The organism is Lacticaseibacillus camelliae DSM 22697 = JCM 13995 (assembly GCF_001436615.1).
In the GTDB taxonomy this organism is placed as follows: Bacteria; Bacillota; Bacilli; order Lactobacillales; family Lactobacillaceae; genus Lacticaseibacillus; species Lacticaseibacillus camelliae.
The window spans coordinates 133,255-152,483 of record NZ_AYZJ01000029.1 but is presented as its reverse complement, the minus strand read 5'-3'; the positions used below and the strand labels follow the sequence as shown (position 1 = coordinate 152,483).

The 19,229-nt window shown below is 55.6% G+C and carries 21 protein-coding genes; 7 read left to right on the top strand and 14 right to left on the bottom strand.

Translation table 11 applies throughout. The features are described from left to right. Nucleotides 1-349: 349 nt before the first annotated feature. Nucleotides 350-730 carry a CvfD/Ygs/GSP13 family RNA-binding post-transcriptional regulator gene (locus FC75_RS06785; RefSeq protein ID WP_056989473.1) on the bottom strand — a complete coding sequence of 127 codons (381 nt, stop codon included), beginning with the start codon at nt 728-730 and terminating at the stop codon, nt 350-352. A 70-nt stretch (nt 731-800) separates the two neighbouring features. Then, the gene (locus FC75_RS06780) at nt 801-1,376 is read right to left on the bottom strand and encodes a peptidylprolyl isomerase (RefSeq protein ID WP_056989472.1); all 576 of its coding nucleotides are present in this window, start codon (nt 1,374-1,376) and stop codon (nt 801-803) included. A 119-nt stretch (nt 1,377-1,495) separates the two neighbouring features. Here FC75_RS06780 and FC75_RS06775 point away from each other — a divergent pair, with 119 nt between their 5' ends. The 3 genes from FC75_RS06775 to FC75_RS06765 all read left to right on the top strand — a co-directional run bounded on the left by FC75_RS06775 (nt 1,496) and on the right by FC75_RS06765 (nt 3,743). Continuing rightward, nucleotides 1,496-2,485: an NAD(P)/FAD-dependent oxidoreductase gene (locus FC75_RS06775; RefSeq protein WP_420843312.1), complete on the top strand. Its 990-nt coding sequence runs from the start codon at nt 1,496-1,498 to the stop codon at nt 2,483-2,485. 15 nt (nt 2,486-2,500) lie between these two features. Next, nucleotides 2,501-3,022 (top strand): phosphatidylglycerophosphatase A family protein, encoded by a 522-nt coding sequence (locus FC75_RS06770; RefSeq protein WP_054664483.1) that lies wholly within the window; start codon nt 2,501-2,503, stop codon nt 3,020-3,022. 79 nt (nt 3,023-3,101) lie between these two features. Then, complete coding sequence (locus FC75_RS06765) at nt 3,102-3,743, top strand: VTT domain-containing protein (protein WP_054664486.1); 642 nt, start codon at nt 3,102-3,104, stop codon at nt 3,741-3,743. 44 nt (nt 3,744-3,787) lie between these two features. Here the strand turns inward: FC75_RS06765 and FC75_RS06760 are convergent, their stop codons facing one another. The 11 genes from FC75_RS06760 to FC75_RS06710 form a co-directional block, all read right to left on the bottom strand. Further along, complete coding sequence (locus FC75_RS06760) at nt 3,788-5,005, bottom strand: hypothetical protein (protein WP_054664490.1); 1,218 nt, start codon at nt 5,003-5,005, stop codon at nt 3,788-3,790. Nucleotides 5,006-5,017: 12 nt separating this feature from the next. Further along, complete coding sequence (locus FC75_RS06755) at nt 5,018-6,208, bottom strand: ABC-2 transporter permease (RefSeq protein WP_056989471.1); 1,191 nt, start codon at nt 6,206-6,208, stop codon at nt 5,018-5,020. After that, complete coding sequence (locus FC75_RS06750; RefSeq protein WP_054664498.1) at nt 6,208-6,894, bottom strand: ABC transporter ATP-binding protein; 687 nt, start codon at nt 6,892-6,894, stop codon at nt 6,208-6,210. The genes FC75_RS06755 and FC75_RS06750 overlap by 1 nt, the downstream gene beginning before the upstream one ends. A 252-nt stretch (nt 6,895-7,146) precedes the next feature. Beyond that, nucleotides 7,147-7,770, bottom strand: coding sequence for a TIGR01906 family membrane protein (locus FC75_RS06745; protein ID WP_054664502.1), 624 nt, complete (start codon nt 7,768-7,770; stop codon nt 7,147-7,149). A 3-nt stretch (nt 7,771-7,773) separates the two neighbouring features. Next, a complete protein-coding gene (locus tag FC75_RS06740) occupies nt 7,774-8,550 on the bottom strand; it encodes a TIGR01457 family HAD-type hydrolase (protein ID WP_156314385.1) in 777 nt (258 codons plus the stop codon). A gap of 8 nt (nt 8,551-8,558) precedes the next feature. After that, a complete protein-coding gene (locus FC75_RS06735; protein WP_056989470.1) occupies nt 8,559-9,092 on the bottom strand; it encodes a YutD family protein in 534 nt (177 codons plus the stop codon). Nucleotides 9,093-9,175: 83 nt separating this feature from the next. Further along, nucleotides 9,176-9,433, bottom strand: coding sequence for a hypothetical protein (locus tag FC75_RS06730; RefSeq protein ID WP_156314386.1), 258 nt, complete (start codon nt 9,431-9,433; stop codon nt 9,176-9,178). A 53-nt stretch (nt 9,434-9,486) separates the two neighbouring features. Beyond that, entirely contained in the window at nt 9,487-10,116 is a 630-nt protein-coding gene (locus FC75_RS06725; protein ID WP_056989469.1) for a metallophosphoesterase, read from the bottom strand. After that, nucleotides 10,113-10,847: a YibE/F family protein gene (locus FC75_RS06720; RefSeq protein WP_054664508.1), complete on the bottom strand. Its 735-nt coding sequence runs from the start codon at nt 10,845-10,847 to the stop codon at nt 10,113-10,115. The genes FC75_RS06725 and FC75_RS06720 overlap by 4 nt, the downstream gene beginning before the upstream one ends. Continuing rightward, nucleotides 10,834-11,934 carry a YibE/F family protein gene (locus FC75_RS06715; RefSeq protein ID WP_056989468.1) on the bottom strand — a complete coding sequence of 367 codons (1,101 nt, stop codon included), beginning with the start codon at nt 11,932-11,934 and terminating at the stop codon, nt 10,834-10,836. Before FC75_RS06715 ends, FC75_RS06720 begins: the two co-directional genes overlap by 14 nt. Then, on the bottom strand, nt 11,900-12,217 hold the full coding sequence (locus FC75_RS06710) for a hypothetical protein (RefSeq protein ID WP_054664511.1): 318 nt from the start codon (nt 12,215-12,217) through the stop codon (nt 11,900-11,902). Before FC75_RS06710 ends, FC75_RS06715 begins: the two co-directional genes overlap by 35 nt. Before the next feature lie 81 nt (nt 12,218-12,298). Here FC75_RS06710 and FC75_RS06705 point away from each other — a divergent pair, with 81 nt between their 5' ends. The 3 genes from FC75_RS06705 (at nt 12,299) to FC75_RS06695 (ending at nt 15,883) form a co-directional block, all read left to right on the top strand. Further along, nucleotides 12,299-13,609 carry a glycerophosphodiester phosphodiesterase gene (locus FC75_RS06705; protein WP_056989467.1) on the top strand — a complete coding sequence of 437 codons (1,311 nt, stop codon included), beginning with the start codon at nt 12,299-12,301 and terminating at the stop codon, nt 13,607-13,609. A 70-nt stretch (nt 13,610-13,679) separates the two neighbouring features. Further along, entirely contained in the window at nt 13,680-15,083 is a 1,404-nt protein-coding gene (gene pepV / locus FC75_RS06700; protein WP_420843311.1) for a dipeptidase PepV, read from the top strand. A gap of 47 nt (nt 15,084-15,130) precedes the next feature. After that, nucleotides 15,131-15,883, top strand: coding sequence for a biotin--[acetyl-CoA-carboxylase] ligase (locus FC75_RS06695; protein ID WP_056989465.1), 753 nt, complete (start codon nt 15,131-15,133; stop codon nt 15,881-15,883). 43 nt (nt 15,884-15,926) lie between these two features. On the opposite strand, the gene FC75_RS06690 is transcribed toward FC75_RS06695, so the two are convergent. Further along, nucleotides 15,927-16,607 (bottom strand): YjjG family noncanonical pyrimidine nucleotidase, encoded by a 681-nt coding sequence (locus FC75_RS06690; RefSeq protein ID WP_054664524.1) that lies wholly within the window; start codon nt 16,605-16,607, stop codon nt 15,927-15,929. Between the two features lie 117 nt (nt 16,608-16,724). Between FC75_RS06690 and FC75_RS06685 the strand changes: the two genes are divergently transcribed. Continuing rightward, nucleotides 16,725-19,208 (top strand): transglycosylase domain-containing protein, encoded by a 2,484-nt coding sequence (locus tag FC75_RS06685; protein WP_056989464.1) that lies wholly within the window; start codon nt 16,725-16,727, stop codon nt 19,206-19,208. Nucleotides 19,209-19,229: the final 21 nt, after the last annotated feature.

Here is a 19,229-nt window from a genome sequence, read left to right as displayed (position 1 = left end):
CCCTATCACATTTACGAAACTTTGTTCAGTTTTCAAAGGACTACCTTGCCGTTAAGGCAACTTTGATAGTATATCTTAGCAGCAGATTGATGTCAAACCCGAATTTTCAATGTGAATAAATATTCAACATCACCGAATGCGATGACCGGCCGGAATGGCCTGCCCGTTTGACAACAACAAATATCTTACCAGCCTTAAGCCCCTAGCGTCAACACAAATTTACTTTTTCGTGAAAAAAGAATCAACGCCGAAAAACACCGGCCAAATTTAGTCGTAATAAGCCCCAATTCGGTCAATTACCCGAACGAATAATTATGCGTACCCGCGATTATTCGAAAAAAGCACACGATTACTTAATCGTGTGCGCGTCTAATATGTGCGAATACTCCGCAACCCAGCCATCGAGGTGGTCAGCAATGGGTTTAAACCCGGCATGAACTTTACGATTCGTCCAGTAATGTTTGCGATGGCGGTAAGTTGTCATGGCCGGATCGGGCTGTAATGCTCGCACCGACAAACTAATTTTGCCGGAAAACTCGTCGATATCCAAAATAATCACCGAGACCCGCTGACCCACCTTAAATAATTCGTCGAGTGCCTTCACAAACCCGTGCTGGCACTCTGAGATATGAATCAGACCTTGATGCCGGTCATCCAACAAAACAAACACGCCATAAGGCTGGATGCCAGTTACCTTGCCGGTTACAATATCGCCAATTCGATAATTCAACTTGTCACTTCATTTCTATTGATAGTCACCTTGTCATTATAAAGAATTAAAACTCCCGGCTCAAATAAGCCTAGGCAATCTCAACAGATTCAATCGTCACTGCCGTATTAGGCTTGTCGGCCGTGGTTTTGACCTTGCTGATTGCCTCGACGACATCCATGCCCTCGATCACTTGGCCAAAAACAGTATGGTGGCCATCGAGCCACGGGGTGCCGCCTTGCGCATAGGCTTTAATGATTTCCTCGGGGTAGCCAGCCGCTGGCATTTGAGCTTTCATCTGCGGATTTAAATGCTCGTTAGAAACCACAAAGAACTGACTACCGTTCGTGTTGGGCCCCGCGTTGGCCATCGACAAAGCCCCCTTCAGATTAAACAAATGCGCACTGAATTCATCTTCAAAAGGCTTGTCCCAAATGCTTTCACCACCAGCACCAGTACCTGTTGGGTCCCCGCCCTGGATCATAAAGTCTGGAATCACACGATGAAAAGTAATGCCATCGTAGTAACCGCGAATGGCGAGCCCCACGAAATTTTCAACCGCTTTCGGGGCCTGCTCCGGAAACAAAGCAAACGTAATGGTGCCCAGACTGGTTTTCATGATTGCGCGCTGCCCGGTAAAATCGCCTAACTCAAGTTGTGGATACATAACTGCCTCCTATTTTTCATGTTGGCAGTAGTATACCACAGGCCAAAGTCTGGACGTGGTTGAGCAGGCCAAAATATGATAGGGTTAGCCTGTTAATTCTTTTGATGAAACGAGGAACAATAATGGCATCTCATACATATGAAGTTACAGTGATCGGCGGCGGGCCAGTCGGCATGTTCGCCGCTTTTTATGCAGGTCTGCACAGTGCAGACGTTGCGCTAGTGGAAAGCCTGGCAAACCTCGGCGGCCAAACTGGCAATCTGTATCCCGCCAAGATTCTTTATGACATTGGCGGCGTACCCGGCATTAGCGGCGCAGATCTAATCAGTCAGCTGCAGCAGCAAGTCTCCCACTTCCATCCCACGATCATGACCGGCCGCACTGTTGAAACCATCGACCGCCAAGAAGACGGGACTTTTTTGCTGACCACCAGCCAAGGCGTCATTGCCACCAAAACTGTGATTATCGCGACTGGGGGCGGTGCCTTCACGCCGCGGCGGCTCGCCGTCGACTACGACCCTGCGCTCGACGACCAGAACGTGTTCTACTTTGTTCGCGACCTGGCCGATTTTGACAATCAAAAGGTCGCCATTGCCGGCGGTGGCGATTCGGCCATTGACTGGGCCCTAGCACTCGCGCCTCGCGCCCAGCACGTGGACCTCATTCACCGGCGCAATCAGTTCCGTGGACTCGAATCCAGTGTCGATCAGCTCCAGCAGAGTCCAGTGCAACTCCACACCCCATTTTTGATTGAAAGCGTCGACGCTGCCGCCAATCACCAAATCGAGGTCCGGTTGAAAGAGGTCCGCGGTGACCATACGGAAAGCCTAACCGTAGACAAACTGCTTGTTAACTACGGGTTCATGAGTGAAAATCGGCAGCTGCGCAACTGGGACGTGACGCTCGACCGCGGCAAGATTCAAGTCAACTCGCAAATGCAAACCAGCCGTGAAGGTATCTATGCGATCGGCGACGCGGCAAGCTACCCCGGCAAGCTCGACCTGATCGCCAGCGGCTTCGGTGAAGCGCCGATTGCGGTCAACGAGGCGCTGAGCTTCTTGTATCCCGACCGGCGTCAGGCCCTGCACAGCTCTCAGCTTTACCATTAAAAAGAGGTAATTTTTATGGCAGATCAACAAAGTGTCACGAATGAACAGAAGCTTTACGAACACACACTGGCCCTACTGCACGAACGCGGCGTGGAACCGCAGGCCATCGGCGAACTGGTGATGTTTTTACAGGCCAAGTTCATCCCCGGCCTCACCCTAGAAGACGCCACGGAAAGCGTCATGATTGTGCTCCGTAAACGTGAGGTGCAAAATGCCGTGATGACGGGCATCCAGCTGGACAAGCTGGCCGAGGCCGGCAAGCTCGACCAGCCGCTTCAGCACATTATTGAAGAAGACGAAGGTCTGTATGGTGTCGATGAGATTCTGGCCTTCTCGATTGTTAACGTATATGGGTCGATCGGCTTCACCAATTACGGCTACATCGACCGCGTCAAGCCGGGCATTTTGGCCAAGCTCAACGCCCATGAGCCGGGAATTATCCATACCTTCTTAGACGATATCGTGGGGGCAATTGCCGCCGCGGCAGCCAGTCGACTCGCCCACGCCCACCCGGAGCTGGAAGACGACAATTATTAAAGTTCTCCTAAGCGGGCGTTTTACCAGCCGATGACCCCGTATAATTATCGCAACTGAAACTCGTAAACGGAGGACAACGATGACCCAACTGATCGACTTTATCTTGCACATCGACACGCATCTCGTGACAATCGTCAACAGCTTTGGCAACTGGACTTACTTGATCCTGTTCGTCATGATTTTCATCGAAACGGGATTAGTCATTTTCCCGTTTTTGCCGGGCGATTCGTTGCTTTTCGCCGCCTGCGCCCTGGCCGCCAATGAGATTTACGGTCTGAACGTTTGGCTCCTGTTCGCCGTGTTCTTGGCGGCCGCCGTCATCGGCGACACCGTCAACTACGAAATCGGTCGCCACCTAGGTCTGGCCGCCTCGAACAGCTCGCGCTTCGGCCGCCTGATCAACCGCGAAAAGTTAAAGTCCGCCGAGGCCTTCTTCAACCGCCACGGCGGGAAAACCATCGCCATTGCCCGCTTCATGCCGCTGGTGCGGACCTTTGCCCCATTCGTGGCGGGCGGCTCCAACATGCACTACGGGAAATTCATCCATTACAATCTGCTCGGCGGGTTTCTCTGGGTGACCATGTGCTGCGTGGCCGGGTTCTTCTTCGGCAACCAGCCATTCGTCAAAGCGCACTTCTCGCTGGTCGTAATCGGCATCGTCGTGATCTCCCTGATTCCGATGCTGATCACGGCATTGCGCAGCCGTAAAACTGCTGCCTAAACCGTTAAAAACGGGTTCGCCTCAACATAAGGCGAACCCGTTTTTTATCGTGCTGCCGCAAAACGTAACCGCTGCCGCGCCATCTGGATCAAGCCCCCACAGATAAATAAGGCCAAGATCCAGGCCACAAAGGTTACGACCACAGTACCGAAGGCCACCTCACCGTAGCTGCCCGAGTGCAAGATGAGGTTAGGAAAAACGGTGTGCGCACTCGGCACATAGGTCCGCAGTGCCGGATCAATCAGCCCCAACAGCTGCAAGCGATTGGCGAACGCCACTACCGCAAGTACCAACATCCCCACCAGCAGGTTGCGGCTGACCAGACTGAGGCAAAACGCCAGCCCGGCAAACACCAGCCACCACAGATTGATCATCAGCCATTCTTGACCCAAGGCCTGCGCCAGCGACGTTGTGCCGACATGACTGTTCAGCGTGTAGACCAGTGGCTGCAGCCACGTACCGAATTCATGGCCCGGCAGCAGACTCATGGCAAGCAGCGTGCTGACGACCGCAATCAGTAAAATCAGGTTGATCAGCCCCAGCGTCACCCCGCCGCGGATCAGCGCCTGCTTCATCCCCGAAACTGGCGCAGTGCGCATCATCGTATCTGTTGTCAGCCGACGGTCCTGAAAATAGACGTAACAAAACAGCGTGAGGCCCATGATCAGCAGAAGTGCAGTCAACACCTCTGCATCCTTACCATTGCTAGCGGAGAAGTAATTTTGAAGGCCGAAAATCGCGGCAAAATTACCAGTCACTGATGTCATCGCGTCAACTTGAATCAGGCGGTTCGGCAGGTGCTTGACCATGTAACGCATCAGCGCGATCAGTTCGTCAGTATTGGGGCTGAGATAATTGAGCTCTTCAATACTTTTCACTGCCTGCGGATCTTCTTGAGCGGCCTTCAGGATGGCCTGATTCAGGTGCCGATAGTCGCGTTTTTGATAATCGGCCAGCATGGTTTCCATCAGCGCTTGCGCCTTGTTATCACCCTGCTGGACCGCAGGCAACTTGGCAGCCGCTTTTGTATCAGCCTTGATGTCATGTTCCAAGTAGCGCATATTCCAAGCGGCTTCACCGGCCGTCGTGGCCTTGTCCCAGTCGGTTTTAAACCCGGTTTCTGGGTAACCCACACCATGCCGTTGCAGGTGGTTTTCCCAGCCAACGCCCAAGGTCCCCATGACCGCTACGAGCATGATCAGCCAGAAGAGGTGCAAGAGCCACGGCTGTTTCTTCAGTTCCAGGATCACTTGTCCTTTCATCTCTGCTCCCCCTTATAGCCGCTGGCGCCGGCTGACGATCACCGCACACAGGCCGTACAAAGCCGCGGCCCAAGCAAGCAGAACTACGATGCCGCCGGCAATGCTGAGAATTGGCCACGCGGTTTGATGTGTGATCACGCCGCTGAAATCAAAATACCCGCTTGGCAGCCAACGCGCCACCCCGCGGCCCACTGACGATCCGGCCACCTGGTTTGTCCCAAACAGCAGCACTGCCGCACAAACGGCCAGATTCACGCCGAAGTTACCGCTGAACAAACTGACCAGCGCGCTCAGCATCATCATGAACAAGACCGCGGCCAACAGGATCAGGATGAGCAGCCCCATGAACTTCGCCATTGTCATGATCGCCACGTGCCGCCCATCAGGCGAGTACACCAGTGGGTACTGCCAGTTGCCCCAGCCAAATTTAAAGCCGACAATCAGATACACCGTCAACAGTGCGAGCCCGAACAGTGGGAGCGTCAACACCAAGACAGTCCCCATTCGCGCCGTCAGCAGCGCAAGCTTGTTGACCGGCAAATTATTCATAAACCGAATGGTGCCGGTCCGCTTTTCCGTAGTGAACAGCTGCCCGAGCTGTAGCGCAAACACGCCCAGGATCAACAGCGGCGACACATGCCGGAGAAACTGGAACGGCAAGTACGCGGCCGCCGGGACATCGGTTTGAGTCAGGGGCAGTTCACGCAAATGATGTAAGGCCAAGTACCGGTAAAACGTTACTTCCTTCTGCTGGCCTAAAAGGGTTGGGTCAGTGGGCCGATCGGGGTGATCGATCAAGACCAGGCCATCTGTTTGGCCCTGCCGAGTTTTTTTGAGGTTATAGCGCGCGTACTTCAACAGCGCCTGGTCCAGCTCCGTCGGCGTGTTCATCGGCACCGGACTGCTCACGCTTGCATTGAGCGTCATAATCTCCTGAAGATAGTCGCGCTGCGTGTACTTCTGGTTTAATTGCGCCGTTTGCTTGGCGGTCTTTGCGTGATCTTTTTCCAGCGTCTTGATTGTGCCAGTCACGGACTGCAACGCGGCCTGATAAGCGCCGTCGACTTCGCGAGCCGTGCTATCGGTTTGATCAAGCGCCAGGAAAAAAGTGGTCAACAGCAGCAGCATAAAGGCCACGTATACCACTGCATTGGTGCTGCTAAACAGGTTCTTCTTGAGGTCGAACTTCAGCTGCGCGAACATCACGACGCCTCCGTTAAGAAGCGCGTCGTGTACTCCGCCATCATGTCCTGGCCATCGTTGGGTAGCGCGTCAAGCTTTTGATTCTTCAAAAAGAAGACTTGATCGCACACCCGGCCCACGCTGTCCATCTGATGAGACGACACCAAAAGCGTCTTGCCTTCCTCGCGCAGCTGGCGAAACATGGCTTCAAACTGCTGGATACTGCTGGGATCAAGGCCGTTTAGGGGCTCGTCGATCAGCATCGTCTGGGCATTGCTAACAATGTACATCGCCAGGAGCGCATGTTGCTTCATCCCCAGGGAAAGCCGCTTGATGCGCGTTTTGGCGTAGCTCTGCATGCCCAGCGAGGCGACGGTTTCGCCAATGTCGACCGGCGATTGCCACACCCGCTTAACGTACAGCAAGTGGTCTTGCACTGTCAGATCAGGGTATAAATTGGACGAGCTTTCCAGGAAAAAGAGCTGTTTGAGAAACTGCGTGTGTTTTTGCCGCTGGTCGATGCCATTCACTAAAACGTGTGCCTGGCCGACCGGCAGCAGGCCGCACAGCAAGCGCAGCAACGTGGTCTTCCCAGTACCGTTGGGCGCCACTAGCCCGGTGATTTGCCCGTCTGTCAGCGTGAAGCTGACGTCATCCAAAATGGGCTTGCGTTTGAACGCAAAGGTCAATCCCGTAACCGCTAACATTTTAATCGCCTCCTCATAATCAGCTTTAATATACCACCGTTTTTTTATATTCATATCGAATTTTAATAGTAAGCAAAAATTTTCTTTGTAGGGTATGAAAAAACAGGGTGAGGCATAATTAATCTAGTCGCGTTCCACAAAGCAACGCCCAGACACGCAAACGCCCCTGCATCGCGATTCGAAGTGCGAATCGTGATGCAGGGACGCCTGCGTTTTGGGCTAAAACCGCTTTGTGTCTCAGCCTCGAAAAGATCATTGCTGCATGCGCGCATCGCGGCGCCCACTGACAATGGCCCAGACCATCGCGAGCTCAAAGAGAATCAGTGCCAGTGCAAAGCACGCCGCGAAGAACTCCTCTGGCAGCACATTGATGATGGGATCGACCGCGGGGTCAAACAACCAGTCGGCATTACGAAACAGCAGATGATGAAACGTGATGAAGACTTCATTGAAGTTAACGGCCATGAGCACCCCCAGGATTACCGGCACCAGGGCGCCGACCGAGGCCTGACGGACCAGCAGCCAGCGGGTGTGTGTCCGCCGCATGCGCGCCAAAAGCCGCACTGCCGGGACCACTGTGATCAGAAACACCACGATGGCGAGGATAAACAGGTGCTTCACATCCGCGAAGTGCTGGGCGCCGCTGGCAGACCAGCGAAAGTCCGGTAGGTCGAAGGACATGCCCGGCACCTGCAAGTATGCCATCAGCCGCAGGTAATTATGGTACAGACGGCCCGCACTCATGTTGGCCACACCGCCAAGGTCTTCAAAGTGAATAAACAGTGGATACAGCAAGTAGGTCAGCAGCACCGTTGCCCACACGGCGGCGCTGATCACAAACAGCCACAAAAGCAGGCTTTGGCCAACTCGTTTCATTGATCAGACCTCCCAGTCTGCCAGGCTTGCCACCTGATGCGTCGGTTGCACCGTCTGAGCCTTGACCTGCTCGCGAGTGGAGATGCCAGTGTACACCAGCAGCGTGTCGACGCCCGCGTTAATGCCGGCCTTGATGTCAGTGTTGTAGTTGTCCCCCACCATCACGACCTGGTCGGCACGCATGTTCATTTTATGCAGGGCCTGGTCCATGATGATGCGCTCAGGCTTACCAATGTAAAAGGCTTTTTGCTGGGTGCTGCGCTCGACCAAGGCAATCACCGAACCGGCACCGGGGACGTGGCCGCGCTCGTTTGGCAGGTTTGTGTCCGCGTTGGTGCCGATGAACATCGCACCGCGCTGAATCGCCAACGTGGCCAGCTCAAACTTGTGGTAAGTAACGTCGTAGTCCAGCCCCACCACCACGTAATCCGGATCGACCTCGTTGAAGCGCAGGCCGACATCGAGCAGCGCCTGCTTAAGGCCCAGCTCACCAATGGCATAGACAGACTTGCCACTGCAATCCCCGCCGTTGGCTTGCTGGATCCAGCTCGCCGTCGCCAAAGCCGGGGTGTAGACCTGGCTGGGATCGGCGTGGACGTCGTGATTATGCGCCAGGTTCCAGCACACATCAGCCGGTGATTTCGTTGTGTTATTCGTCAAAAATAAAAACGGGATGTGCTTGGCCTGGAGGCGCTCGACGAAGGCCTTGGCCTCCGGGATGCGCTCCTTGCCGCGATACATCGTCCCGTCCAGATCGATCATGTAACCCTGATAACTCAAAATGACTCCTACTCCTCATTCGACTCGCGCGTGCGGATCGTAAAGTGACGCTTGCGCGGTTTATTTTTGGCCACGGTTTCGGCCTTGCCGCCATCGATGGTCGGCTGGTGACTCGTTTTTTCTGTGTAAGGCTTACGGCTGGTGCGGTGATGCGCCCCACGACTTCTGCGGTGCGGTTTCGCAATCGGTGCATCAAGGCGCTCCAGCACGAAATAAGCACACCCAAAATTGCAATACTCGTACAGGTAGTCCTCAAGGGTCGAAATCAGTTGATCCTTGCTGGCCCGCGGATTGTCGTTTTGATAAAAACCGCGCAGGCGCAGCTGCTCATAGCCCCAGTCGCCGACAATGTAGTCATACTTGTCGAGAATGTCCATATAGCGCTCGGCAAACTTATCCTTGTCAAAGGCCTGTTTGTGATCAAGCACCAGCTGATACCGCCGGCCACCGACTATGATCATGTCGGGCGCCACCTGCAGGATCTCGACAATCGGTTCGGCCGGCTTATGCTCTGGCCGCTCTTTTACCGTTCGCTCTGCCATGGCCATCCTCCTTGCACTTTTGATAAGTACTAGTATAACACGCGCCTTGCGGTAACGAAAAAGGCGTCAACAAATGCGGCGCCTCACTGCGGTTGTTCAAGTTTTGCAAACGCAGCCTTGAGTTTTGGCTGCTCTTTCTCCGGCAAAAGCAGTGCCAGCTGCGGCCAGAAACTGAATTCCAAATAATCCTTCGAGAAGTCCCCCTGTGCTAGCTTGCGAAACCCCAGCGTCAACAACGCGTTGGCCTGGGCTGCCTCGGCTTTTGGCGCGAGCGTCAACACGGTGCGCCGCAGCGCCTGCAATTCACTGGTGACCTGCTGATTCATCCCCGTCGCCCCCATTTCTGATGCTTCTAGTCTACTAGGAAAACGGTTAGAAATCAATGTGAACTTCTCTAATTATCATCAGAGCCATTGGCGTGGGCTTTTAAGAAGGCCTGCTTGGCAGTGAACAGCGCGTGAATCTCACTGGCGCTCAAGGGACTGCCCCAAGGCAACGCCGCGACGGCCGGCACCAGCTCCCGCTCTGGCGCATCCACCCCAACATTGATGTCCTCGGCAATCGGCATCATGCTGTGATGAATGTGGCCATGCAGGTTCAGGGTCTGCTTCGTGATGCCCAGCATCATCGGGTAGTGCGTCATGATGAACTGGGTGTGATCGTCCTTGATGATGGTCCCCACTGAATGGAATAAAAACTTGGGCTGACCGTGCCACCCAGGATCATTTTTGTGCAGAAATTTGAACCGCGCCTGGTAGTCGTGGTTACCCTTGATGAAATCGATCTGGCCGTGCAGCTGGCTCAAAATGGCCAGAACATCCGCCTCGGTGGGCATCGCCTTGGGATTCATGGCAATGTCACCCAGGTGGTAAACCCGGTCATTGTCGTCATCAACGCGGGCATTCCAAGCGTTGATCATCGCCTGGTTCATCGCCGCCACCGAGTCAAACAGGCGAGGGGCAAACTGGTTGTTGCCGAGCAAGTCAGCATGAAAAAAGTGCGTATCCGCAATAAAGTAGTTCAAGCGTGGTTTCCTTTCTCTCTCGTTTTCACGACCCACATGGTGAGCGGCACGGTCAGCGTGACGGCAATCATTGAAAATAAGACCTGAATCAGCTCGCCGGCGAAGATCTTGTTGTTCAGCACCTGCCAGAACGGGTACTTCAACTGGGTGAACCAGATAAACAGGCCCGCAAAACCGCCGAAGAAGCCGAAAAACAGCGTATTCAGCGCGGTGCCAATGATCTCGCCACTCATTTTGGTCAGCCCTTGCGCGGTGGCGTGACCGCCGAGCTCGGCCATGCCCGCGGCCACCGCCACGGCGGCCTCAGCAATCGCGCCCAGCGTAGAGAATAGAGCGGTCGCGATCAGGATATTCTGGAAGGAGACCCCAATCAGCAGGTTGTACCCTTCCAGCTCTTCAGAGTCTTCAGTCCCAAAGCCTTGAACATGGGCGAGGCTCACGCCGATCACGATCACCGCCAGCACCAGCACGGTCACCAGCAGCGATGCGACAAACGCGGTCGCCGCCACATTGCTGTCTGCGGTCGACAGGAAAATGGTGGTGGCCAGAACGATAAAGGCAATGACCACGGCCACGCCGATCGCATTAAACCCACCGGCGATCAGGATCACCGCCAAAACCATCAGGACTAAATTAATCAAAAGCGCCATAAAATTGCTGAATCCTTGCTTGCCGCCAACTAACAGCATCAAAATCAGCAGTGCGAGAAGTAATGCTTCAAATGTGCTCATCAGCTGCCCCCTTGCCGGCAATGGTGGCCAGACCGGCCGTCAGCGGCACTGCCAGGACAATGCCAAAGGCCGAAACCAGCGCTTGGGCAAAGCCCAGGCCCATCACCCAGATAAACGTCTGCGTCAGCGCATTGTCATTGCGCAGCCACAGAATGCTTTCACTGAAGGTGTCCGCAATGAAGATCATGAACAGCACGGCGATCAGCGGACCCATCACGTTGCGCCCAATCGCCATTCCGGCCTTGAACCGGCGCTTGGGGTCGTGCGGCAGCTGCATCACCGCCACGGCAATATCGTTACTTTCATCCAATACCGCGCCGAGCGACCCGATAATGATTTGGACGAAAAATAGCAGCTGGGGCACCTGCGTCACGTAATTCATCGCCTCAATGTGCAGGTCGCGGTAATTCGTCAGGCTGAAGAGCGCATAGCCCAAGGCGACCGCCAGCCCAGTCGCGCCAATGGTAGCCGTGGCGATCACTGCCGCCTGCCGGGAAAACCCGGCGATGAACACCGTGGTGACCAGCGTAAATAACACCGCCATACAGGAGAACAACAAGTACGCCAGCTGCTGATTGGCCGGCGAAGTTTCCAGGTGAAGCGTGACAAGCAGTAAGAGCACATTGGCAAACAAACTGCCGAACGTCAGCCAGACGCGCCGCTTCACGACCAGCGCCATCAAAACCAGCGTCGCCGCAAGCAGGCCCAGCACCACGCCGTCGCGCTTGACGTCCAACATCTGATAACCGCCGTTTTGCCGTTGGACAAAAACTGATTGCCCTGTGCGCAAACGCGCATCCATCGCCCCAGAAGCCGAGAACGTGTTGCCAAAACGGACCAGATGCCCACGCCTGCTGGTGTTAAGTAGTTGCCCAGTGATGTGCTGTTTCGTCGTATGATCGACGTTGTCAAAATTGTCCACCGCCCGCTGCGCGCGATCATTGTTTACGAAAGTCACGCGCACCACCGGCTGAGTGTAGAGCGGCGCATCAAACGCACACAAACCGAATACCAGCAAAAAAGCCAGGATGGGCAAGAGCCAGCGCCACTGCTTACCCGATATGATTTTGCTGCAAAATTTCTTCATACGCATCCTTCACCGGCCCAGCCGGCTTATCCCAGACTTCCCACTGCTGAATGTCAAACGGCGGAAACTGGTAATGCGAGTTAATGTATGCCTCATAAACGCGGACAGCATTTGAATGTGGGATATTGAGCTGCAGAATGCGAACCTGTTTGATCAGGCCCTTAATCGCCGCTTTTTCCGCACGCCCGTTCATCATGACGTTTCCAAGTTCCAGGTAGGTGGACCCGTCGTTCAGCGTGATCTCCTGAATCAGATCAAACGTTTGATAATCTTGTTGTTCCATGGTTTCCTCCTCGCCAAGTCACACACTTGTTGATAAAGTGTGCTAAAGTTTTTTATTAGTAACCGAAAGGAGTGGCGCGTGATGTCGAGATGGTCTCTGGCTGCATTACTTTGCAGCCTGTACTTGCTGCTGACCGGTTTTGTCGTCATCGGCCACCGAGGCGACCCACTGAAAGCGCCTGAAGAAACCTTTCAAAGCGATGACCTGGCCTTCCAAGACGGCGCCCAATACGTCGAGCTCGACGTGTGGGAATCGGCAGACGGCGTGGTGGTCATTCAGCACGACCCCAACACTCTGCGGACGACCGGGGTGAGCGCCGAAATCGCGCAGACGCCCTACGCGACATTGCAAGGTTATCATACCAAAAATGGCGAGGCCGTTCACAGCCTCCAGGAACTCTTTACCCATTATCAACACGGCAACCAAAAGTTCCTGATTGAAACGAAAATTAAAAAAGGTGTCCCCCATCCGCAGTTGGAACAGAAAATCGCGGATCTGGTGAACCAGTACGGCATGCAAAAGCGCGTCATGTTTCACTCGTTTTCGCTGAGCAGTTTAAAACGCCTGCAGAAGGTCCTGCCCGAGTGTCCGCGCCTTTTCATCGTCGGCTCGCTAAAGCGCATTAACTACTCGGTGTTTCAGTATGTCAACGGGGTCGACATCTCGACCGACCTCCTGACGCCTCAGCTGGTCAGCTCGCTGCACGCGGTCAACCAGAAAGTTTACGCCTGGGATGAAATGACAGAAACGCCTGCCAAGTGGCAGTGGCTGGCCAACCTCAACATTGATGGCGTCGTGACCAATTATCCGGCCATTGCCCACCAGTACGCGGAACTGAAAGCGGACGCAGTCACGGTGCACAAGGAAGGACTGGCGACCAACGTCTCCAGTGCCGCCTTGCCAATCGTCAGAAATCCCTACACCCCGACGCCGACCGGCAAAACGGTACCGGCCCGTGCCGCCTTTGAAGTCACCAAAGCCGTTGAAGGCAAGGCGGGCACCTATTACCAGATCAGTCAGAACCAATTTGTGCCGGCTCTGACCGTTGCCTTGGCCCCGCAGGCCGGCACGCTTAACCAACTGATCGGCCAAAGGGCCTGGATCCACACCAAGCGGTTAGCCGTTGCGGTGCACCCCAGTCCAAACGCCGAAAGCGGCCGCAGCACACTGGCCTTGAACAACTCACCAATCACGATCGACGCTGTGCATCAAGCCGGCAACACAACGTGGATCCACATCGCTGCCGGCTGGCTCAAGCTTTCCCAGTGTCTGCTGAGGTCCCCCATCAGCAGCTTACAGCTGAGTCCGCACACGCCGCCTTTGCCTGCGACCGCCGTTGCCCTCCGCTTGACGCCCAAATCCGATTTGCTGAACCTGCCGATTCTCGGATAGTTTTTGTTGGTGCCGGCGCTCATCGATATGATATGGTTTAATTAATCAACTATAGAAAGCAGGGATGACCATGACCAACTGGCAAGACGAAGCTGAAAAGATCCGCCCACAGCTGCTGTCGGACCTCAAAACACTGCTCGCAATTGATTCTTCTCGAGACGTTGCACACCAAACAGACGAGTTTCCCCTTGGCCCCGGCCCCGCCAAGGCGCTGCAGGCCATGTTGGCGATTGCCAAGCGCGACGGCTTTGACACATTAAACGTCGATAACGTCGCCGGCCGCATTGCGTACGGCACCGGCGACGAGATCTTCGGATTGTTTGGCCACATGGATGTCGTTCCCGCCGGCCCTGGCTGGGACACCGATCCGTTCACGCCCGTGGAGAAAAACGGGCGGCTTTACGCCCGCGGTTCGTCGGACGACAAAGGGCCGAGCATCGCCGCCTACTACGCGTTGAAAATGGTGCGTGATATGGGGCTGCCTGTGAATAAACGGATCCATTTTATCATCGGCACCGACGAGGAATCCGCCTGGGTCGGGATCAACCGCTACTTAGAAAAAGAGCCGACGCCCGATTTTGGCTTCTCCCCTGACGCGGAGTTTCCCATCATCAACGGCGAAAAAGGCATTGCGACCTTTGCCATCACCTTCAAACCGCAGCCGGCAGCTCCGAGTGCGCTGACTTTGACTAAGTTCACCGCCGGGCTGCGCGTCAACATGGTGCCGCAAAGCGCCACTGCAACGCTCAGCGGAAAGGTCCCAGCGGATTTGGCGTCACTGATCAGCAAAAAGGATCAGCAGCCAGGCATTACCGTCTCCAGCGAACCAACTGCAGATGGCATTGCGATCACCCTAATAGGGAAGGGCGCCCATGCGCAGGAACCAAAGGACGGCATCAACGCCGCAACGCACCTGGCTGCCTTGCTTGCCGACCTTGACCTAGATCCGGCAGGCCACGCCTATGTCCAGGCGATTGCCGCGCATATGCACGAGGACTCCCGCGGCCACCTGCTGGGCATCAATCACACGGACAACCTGATGGGCGAGCTGACCGCCAGCCCGGACCTGTTCGCCTACAGCCCGAATGGCGAGCAAAGCGTGATGCTCAACGTCCGGTACCCGCAAGGTGTCACGCCAGATCAGATCATTGCGGCCATCACCAAGACCTTAGGCGCAGCCAATGTGTCTGTTGAGGTTTCGGGCCACGCCCAGGCCCCACATTACGTTCCCAGCGACGATCCGCTGGTCAAGACCCTGCTCGATGTCTATGAAAAGCACACCGGCCAGCCTGGCCACGAGCAGGTGATCGGCGGTGGGACATACGGCCGGATCATCAAGCGCGGGGTTGCCTTTGGGGCGCTGATGCCAGACGCAGAAAACGTCATGCATCAGGCCAATGAGTACATGTCGATCGATAGTCTGATTCAAGCCGTGGCCATTTACGCCGACGCCATCAGTCGGTTGGCCAAGTAGAAATAAAAAGCCGCGCAATGGCCGCGGCTTTTTTGCCGGAGGAAAGTATGGCTCTCACCCAAGCACTGCAAAACCAGCTGCCAGAAAAATGGCGGGCCGGCCTGCAAGTTTTTGATCGCATCGATTCCACCAACCTTGAAGCGGCGCGCCAGCTAGAATCTGATCCGCAACTGCCCTTGCTGCTAGTTGCCAGCGCCCAAACCGCCGGCATCGGCCGCCGCGGCCGGACGTTTGTGTCACCGGCAGCCACGGGACTGTACTGGACGGCAGTGTTCACCCTGCCAGCCGCCACCCCGCAGGGACTCGTCACCCCAGCGGCTGGGGTCGCCCTGCAAGCGGCGGTCACCTCCGCACTAGACGTGCCAACCCAGCTCAAGTGGGTCAACGACCTGATCAACGCCAGCGGCAAAGTCGCCGGCATTTTGGCGCAGGCAGCCTCAGGAAATTGCCCGCACCTCATCGTCGGCATTGGCATCAATCTGGCACCTGACCCTAAGCGCCAATTGGCGGCCCCGGGCCAACCCATCGGCAGTCTCCTTCCGGCGATTCCAGATGACGCCACCAAGGCCGCATTGGTGGCGCAGTGGGCGGCTCACTTCGATTCGCTGCTTCGCCAGGCTCACCTGATCATGCCGGCCTTTCGGGCCCACGCCGCCTGGCTCGGCGAATTGGTGACACTGAGTGAACCGGCACACGTCACCGTCGGCCGCCTAGTCGGGTTTGCTGACGACGGGGCGATCATCCTGGACACCGCCAACGGTGAGCAGCAGTTTCACGACGGGACCCTGCGCCGCCGCTGAAAAATCAGGCCTGTGCGAGCAACACGCCGCACAGGCCTGATTTTTATTCGGCGACAATTTTGGTCAAATCGGAAAACTCGCTGAGCTGGTAAACCGGCGTGATCGTCGTGCGGTTGGGCAACAGATGGGGATTAAACCACACCGAGTCGATTTTGGCGTTTAAGCCGCCCTGCACGTCAGATGTCAGGGAATCGCCAACAATCAGCGTCTGTCTGGCATTGAAGTGGGGGATCCGTTTGGTGACGTAATCGAAGAAGGCCACCGTGGGCTTAGGCGCGCCAATCACATCAGAGACAAAAATATCGGCAAAGTAATCGATCAGTTTGGCTTTCGTCAGCCGCGCGTGCTGGACCGGCTCGATGCCGTTGGACACGATGTACAGGCGATAATCGCGGAGTGCCTCCAGCGTCTCAGGGACGTGCGGCAGCACAATGGCCTGCTGATCGAGCCGTTTGTGGTAACTTTTCTCGGCCGCCAGTCCGTCCGCGTCCACCTTGAGCTCGGCAAACAACTGCGTGAAGCGCCGGGTGAAGATTTGGTCACGGGGGATCTTCCCGGCTTCAAACGCCTCCCACAGGCCAGCGTTGATGGTCAAGTAACGCGCCTCAAGCGCTGGTGTGTATTGAATACCCAGCGCTTTGATCGTCTGCTCCAAGCAGATCAACTCGCCGGCCTTAAAATCCAGTAGTGTGTCATCCACGTCAAACAAAATCGTGTTGTACATGCCGTGCCTCCCAAAAGTGTCTTACCAGTAGTCTATCACGGCAGCCAAAACACCGGTTCAGTTTTTGGGGTATAATACCACCAAGTATTCGCAACTGATCACAGGGGGGAAGAAACAGTGACTAAAAACCGCCGCGCAGGCAGCCAGCAATCGAAACGTGAGCCACTACCGAAACTGACTCGGCAGACCTGGCCGCTTTACCTTCAAACGGCCCTGCGCACCATTAAATCGCTGATCTACTACGGCGTTGGCTTTGCCATCATTGCCGGCGCGTTCGGGATTGGTCTGCTGGGCGGCTACTTTGCCTCAATCGTGGATAACACGACTGTTCCCGCCAAGGCCGTGATGACCCGCACGCTGAACAACGTTGAAACCTCCACGCGCCTGTACTACGCCAATAACGTCGAAATCGGCCCGGTCAAAAGTGACCTGCTTCGCGACACCACGACCCTCGAAAACGTCTCACCGTGGTTGCAAAAAGCCATTGTCAGCACCGAAGACGAGGATTTTTGGACCAATAAAGGCGTCGTGCCCAAGGCGCTGGTCCGGGCAGTCATCACCGAGCTGACCGGCTTAGGCGGCCAGACCGGAGGCTCAACGCTGACCCAGCAGGTCGTCAAACTGCAGTTTCTCAACTCGCAGACGACCTTTAAACGCAAGGCGACCGAGATTATGCTGGCGCTGCGCTTAAATAAGTACTACTCCAAACAGCAGATCCTGGAGGAGTACCTCAACATCATCACGCTCGGCCGCAATCATAATGGGCAAAACATTGCCGGCGTGCAAACCGCTGCCCAAGGGTTGTTTGGCAAGAACGCCAAGGACTTGAACCTGGCCGAAAGTGCCTTTATCGCGGGACTGCCGCAAAGCCCGTCCGCCTATACGCCGTACACCAATACCGGCGCATTCAAGCACGACTTGAACCCTGGACTGAACCGGCAAAAAACCGTCCTGTTCCGGATGTACCGCGCCGGGACCATCACGGACAAGCAGTATCAAGAGGCTCGCACCTTTGACTTAAAGGCCGCCTTTTTAAAGCCCGGTAACGCCAGCACTGCCAATCAGTCTTCCGGTTATGTCTATAATACCGTCGAAGCGGAAGCGCAGACTATCTTGGGTCGCCAGCTAGCCAAAGCTGATGGTCACACGACCACTGACCTGAACAAGAATGCCGCCTTAAAGGCCACCTACGAAAAAGAGGCAAGCCAGCAGCTCACGACTCGCGGCTACCGGGTGCACTCAACGATCAACAAGCAGGTGTACGACGCCATGCAGGGCGTGGTCGAGCAGTACAGAGGCAGCTTTGGGGCGACCTACACGAGCGTCGTCAGAAACCCGACCACCGGCGGCTACTCGCAGGTGCGCCAGCCCGTGCAAAATGGGACCGTGCTGCTGGACAACCAGACCGGTGCGATCCTCGGTTTTGTCGGCGGCACTGCCGGCGAAGTCAACCATATTTACACCAAGCGCAGCCCCGGGTCCTCGATCAAACCGACGGTGGTATACGGCCCGGCAATCGAAAATCACCTCATTGGTTCCAAAACCATGATTGCCGATTTTAAGACCAACTTTTCCGGCTACTCCGTCACCGATTACGGCGGCGTGATTTTAAATAAATTCGTCGACGCCACCACGGCGTTAAAGAACTCCTACAACATCCCTGCCGTAAACCTGTATAACGAGGTCATGAAGAAGGTCAACGTCAAGTCGTACATGCAGAAAATGGGTGTCACCAGCCTGACGGACGACGACTACGCAAACTTGGGGCTGGCCCTGGGCGGAGCGAAATACGGCGAAACGGTCCAGGAAGCGGCTGGCGCCTTCGCGACGTTTGCCCGCGGCGGCACCAGCGTGACCCCATACGTCATCGACAAAATCGTCGATCCCACTGGCAAGGTCGTTTATCAGCACAAGCAGCAGCCGCGTCAGGTATTTTCCAAAGCCACGAGCTACATCATCAGTCAAATGCTTCACCAAACTGTCACGTCCGGGACCGGGATCACGGCCGGCAGCAACGTCGCCTTTAACGCAACCAACCTGTTTGGGAAAACCGGGACCTCGAATGATTATAAGGACCTCTGGTTCATCGGCTCGACGCCTGGCATCACGATGGCCAGCTGGATGGGCTACGACAACGAAAACGGCGCCAACCACGTGATGAACTCAAACAGCTCCGCCATTAACCAACGCTACTGGGCAGCGTTGGCGAACGCGGCTTACCGCTACATCCCCCAGCAATTTAAAGTCAATGATGCCATGACTGAGCCTAGTGGCGTGCGCGCCGTGGCGGTCAACAGCAGAACTGGTGAGAAAAACGGTAAGGTCACCATTGGTGGCTCGACCATCAACTTGAGCGGCGCGACCACCACTAGTCTGTACAACAATTACACCCCTGGCGTCACGCAAGCTCAATTTGGCATCGGCGGCACGGCCAAGAACTACGCTGATTTCTGGGCGGGCCTTAGCGGCACTGGCAAGGCCGACAAGCCTACTGCGGCCGGCTCTTCAAGTTCATCAAGTGCCTCAAGCGCGTCGAGCAGCTCCAGCAGTGAAGCAAGGAGCAGCGCTGCCAGCAGTTCCGCACCACCAGCGGAAAAATAAACCACCAAAAAAAGCACCCCG

Bases quoted from the DNA above. Each gene is read 5' to 3' on its own strand.
- FC75_RS06780 (WP_056989472.1), bottom strand. From the start codon at position 1,376: ATGTATCCACAACTTGAGTTAGGCGATTTTACCGGGCAGCGCGCAATC.
- FC75_RS06770 (WP_054664483.1), top strand. From the start codon at position 2,501: ATGGCAGATCAACAAAGTGTCACGAATGAACAGAAGCTTTACGAACAC.
- FC75_RS06765 (WP_054664486.1), top strand. From the start codon at position 3,102: ATGACCCAACTGATCGACTTTATCTTGCACATCGACACGCATCTCGTG.
- FC75_RS06760 (WP_054664490.1), bottom strand. From the start codon at position 5,005: ATGAAAGGACAAGTGATCCTGGAACTGAAGAAACAGCCGTGGCTCTTG.
- FC75_RS06755 (WP_056989471.1), bottom strand. From the start codon at position 6,208: ATGTTCGCGCAGCTGAAGTTCGACCTCAAGAAGAACCTGTTTAGCAGC.
- FC75_RS06750 (WP_054664498.1), bottom strand. From the start codon at position 6,894: ATGTTAGCGGTTACGGGATTGACCTTTGCGTTCAAACGCAAGCCCATT.
- FC75_RS06745 (WP_054664502.1), bottom strand. From the start codon at position 7,770: ATGAAACGAGTTGGCCAAAGCCTGCTTTTGTGGCTGTTTGTGATCAGC.
- FC75_RS06735 (WP_056989470.1), bottom strand. From the start codon at position 9,092: ATGGCAGAGCGAACGGTAAAAGAGCGGCCAGAGCATAAGCCGGCCGAA.
- FC75_RS06730 (WP_156314386.1), bottom strand. From the start codon at position 9,433: ATGGGGGCGACGGGGATGAATCAGCAGGTCACCAGTGAATTGCAGGCG.
- FC75_RS06720 (WP_054664508.1), bottom strand. From the start codon at position 10,847: ATGAGCACATTTGAAGCATTACTTCTCGCACTGCTGATTTTGATGCTG.
- FC75_RS06715 (WP_056989468.1), bottom strand. From the start codon at position 11,934: ATGAAGAAATTTTGCAGCAAAATCATATCGGGTAAGCAGTGGCGCTGG.
- FC75_RS06710 (WP_054664511.1), bottom strand. From the start codon at position 12,217: ATGGAACAACAAGATTATCAAACGTTTGATCTGATTCAGGAGATCACG.
- FC75_RS06705 (WP_056989467.1), top strand. From the start codon at position 12,299: ATGTCGAGATGGTCTCTGGCTGCATTACTTTGCAGCCTGTACTTGCTG.
- pepV (WP_420843311.1), top strand. From the start codon at position 13,680: ATGACCAACTGGCAAGACGAAGCTGAAAAGATCCGCCCACAGCTGCTG.
- FC75_RS06695 (WP_056989465.1), top strand. From the start codon at position 15,131: ATGGCTCTCACCCAAGCACTGCAAAACCAGCTGCCAGAAAAATGGCGG.
- FC75_RS06690 (WP_054664524.1), bottom strand. From the start codon at position 16,607: ATGTACAACACGATTTTGTTTGACGTGGATGACACACTACTGGATTTT.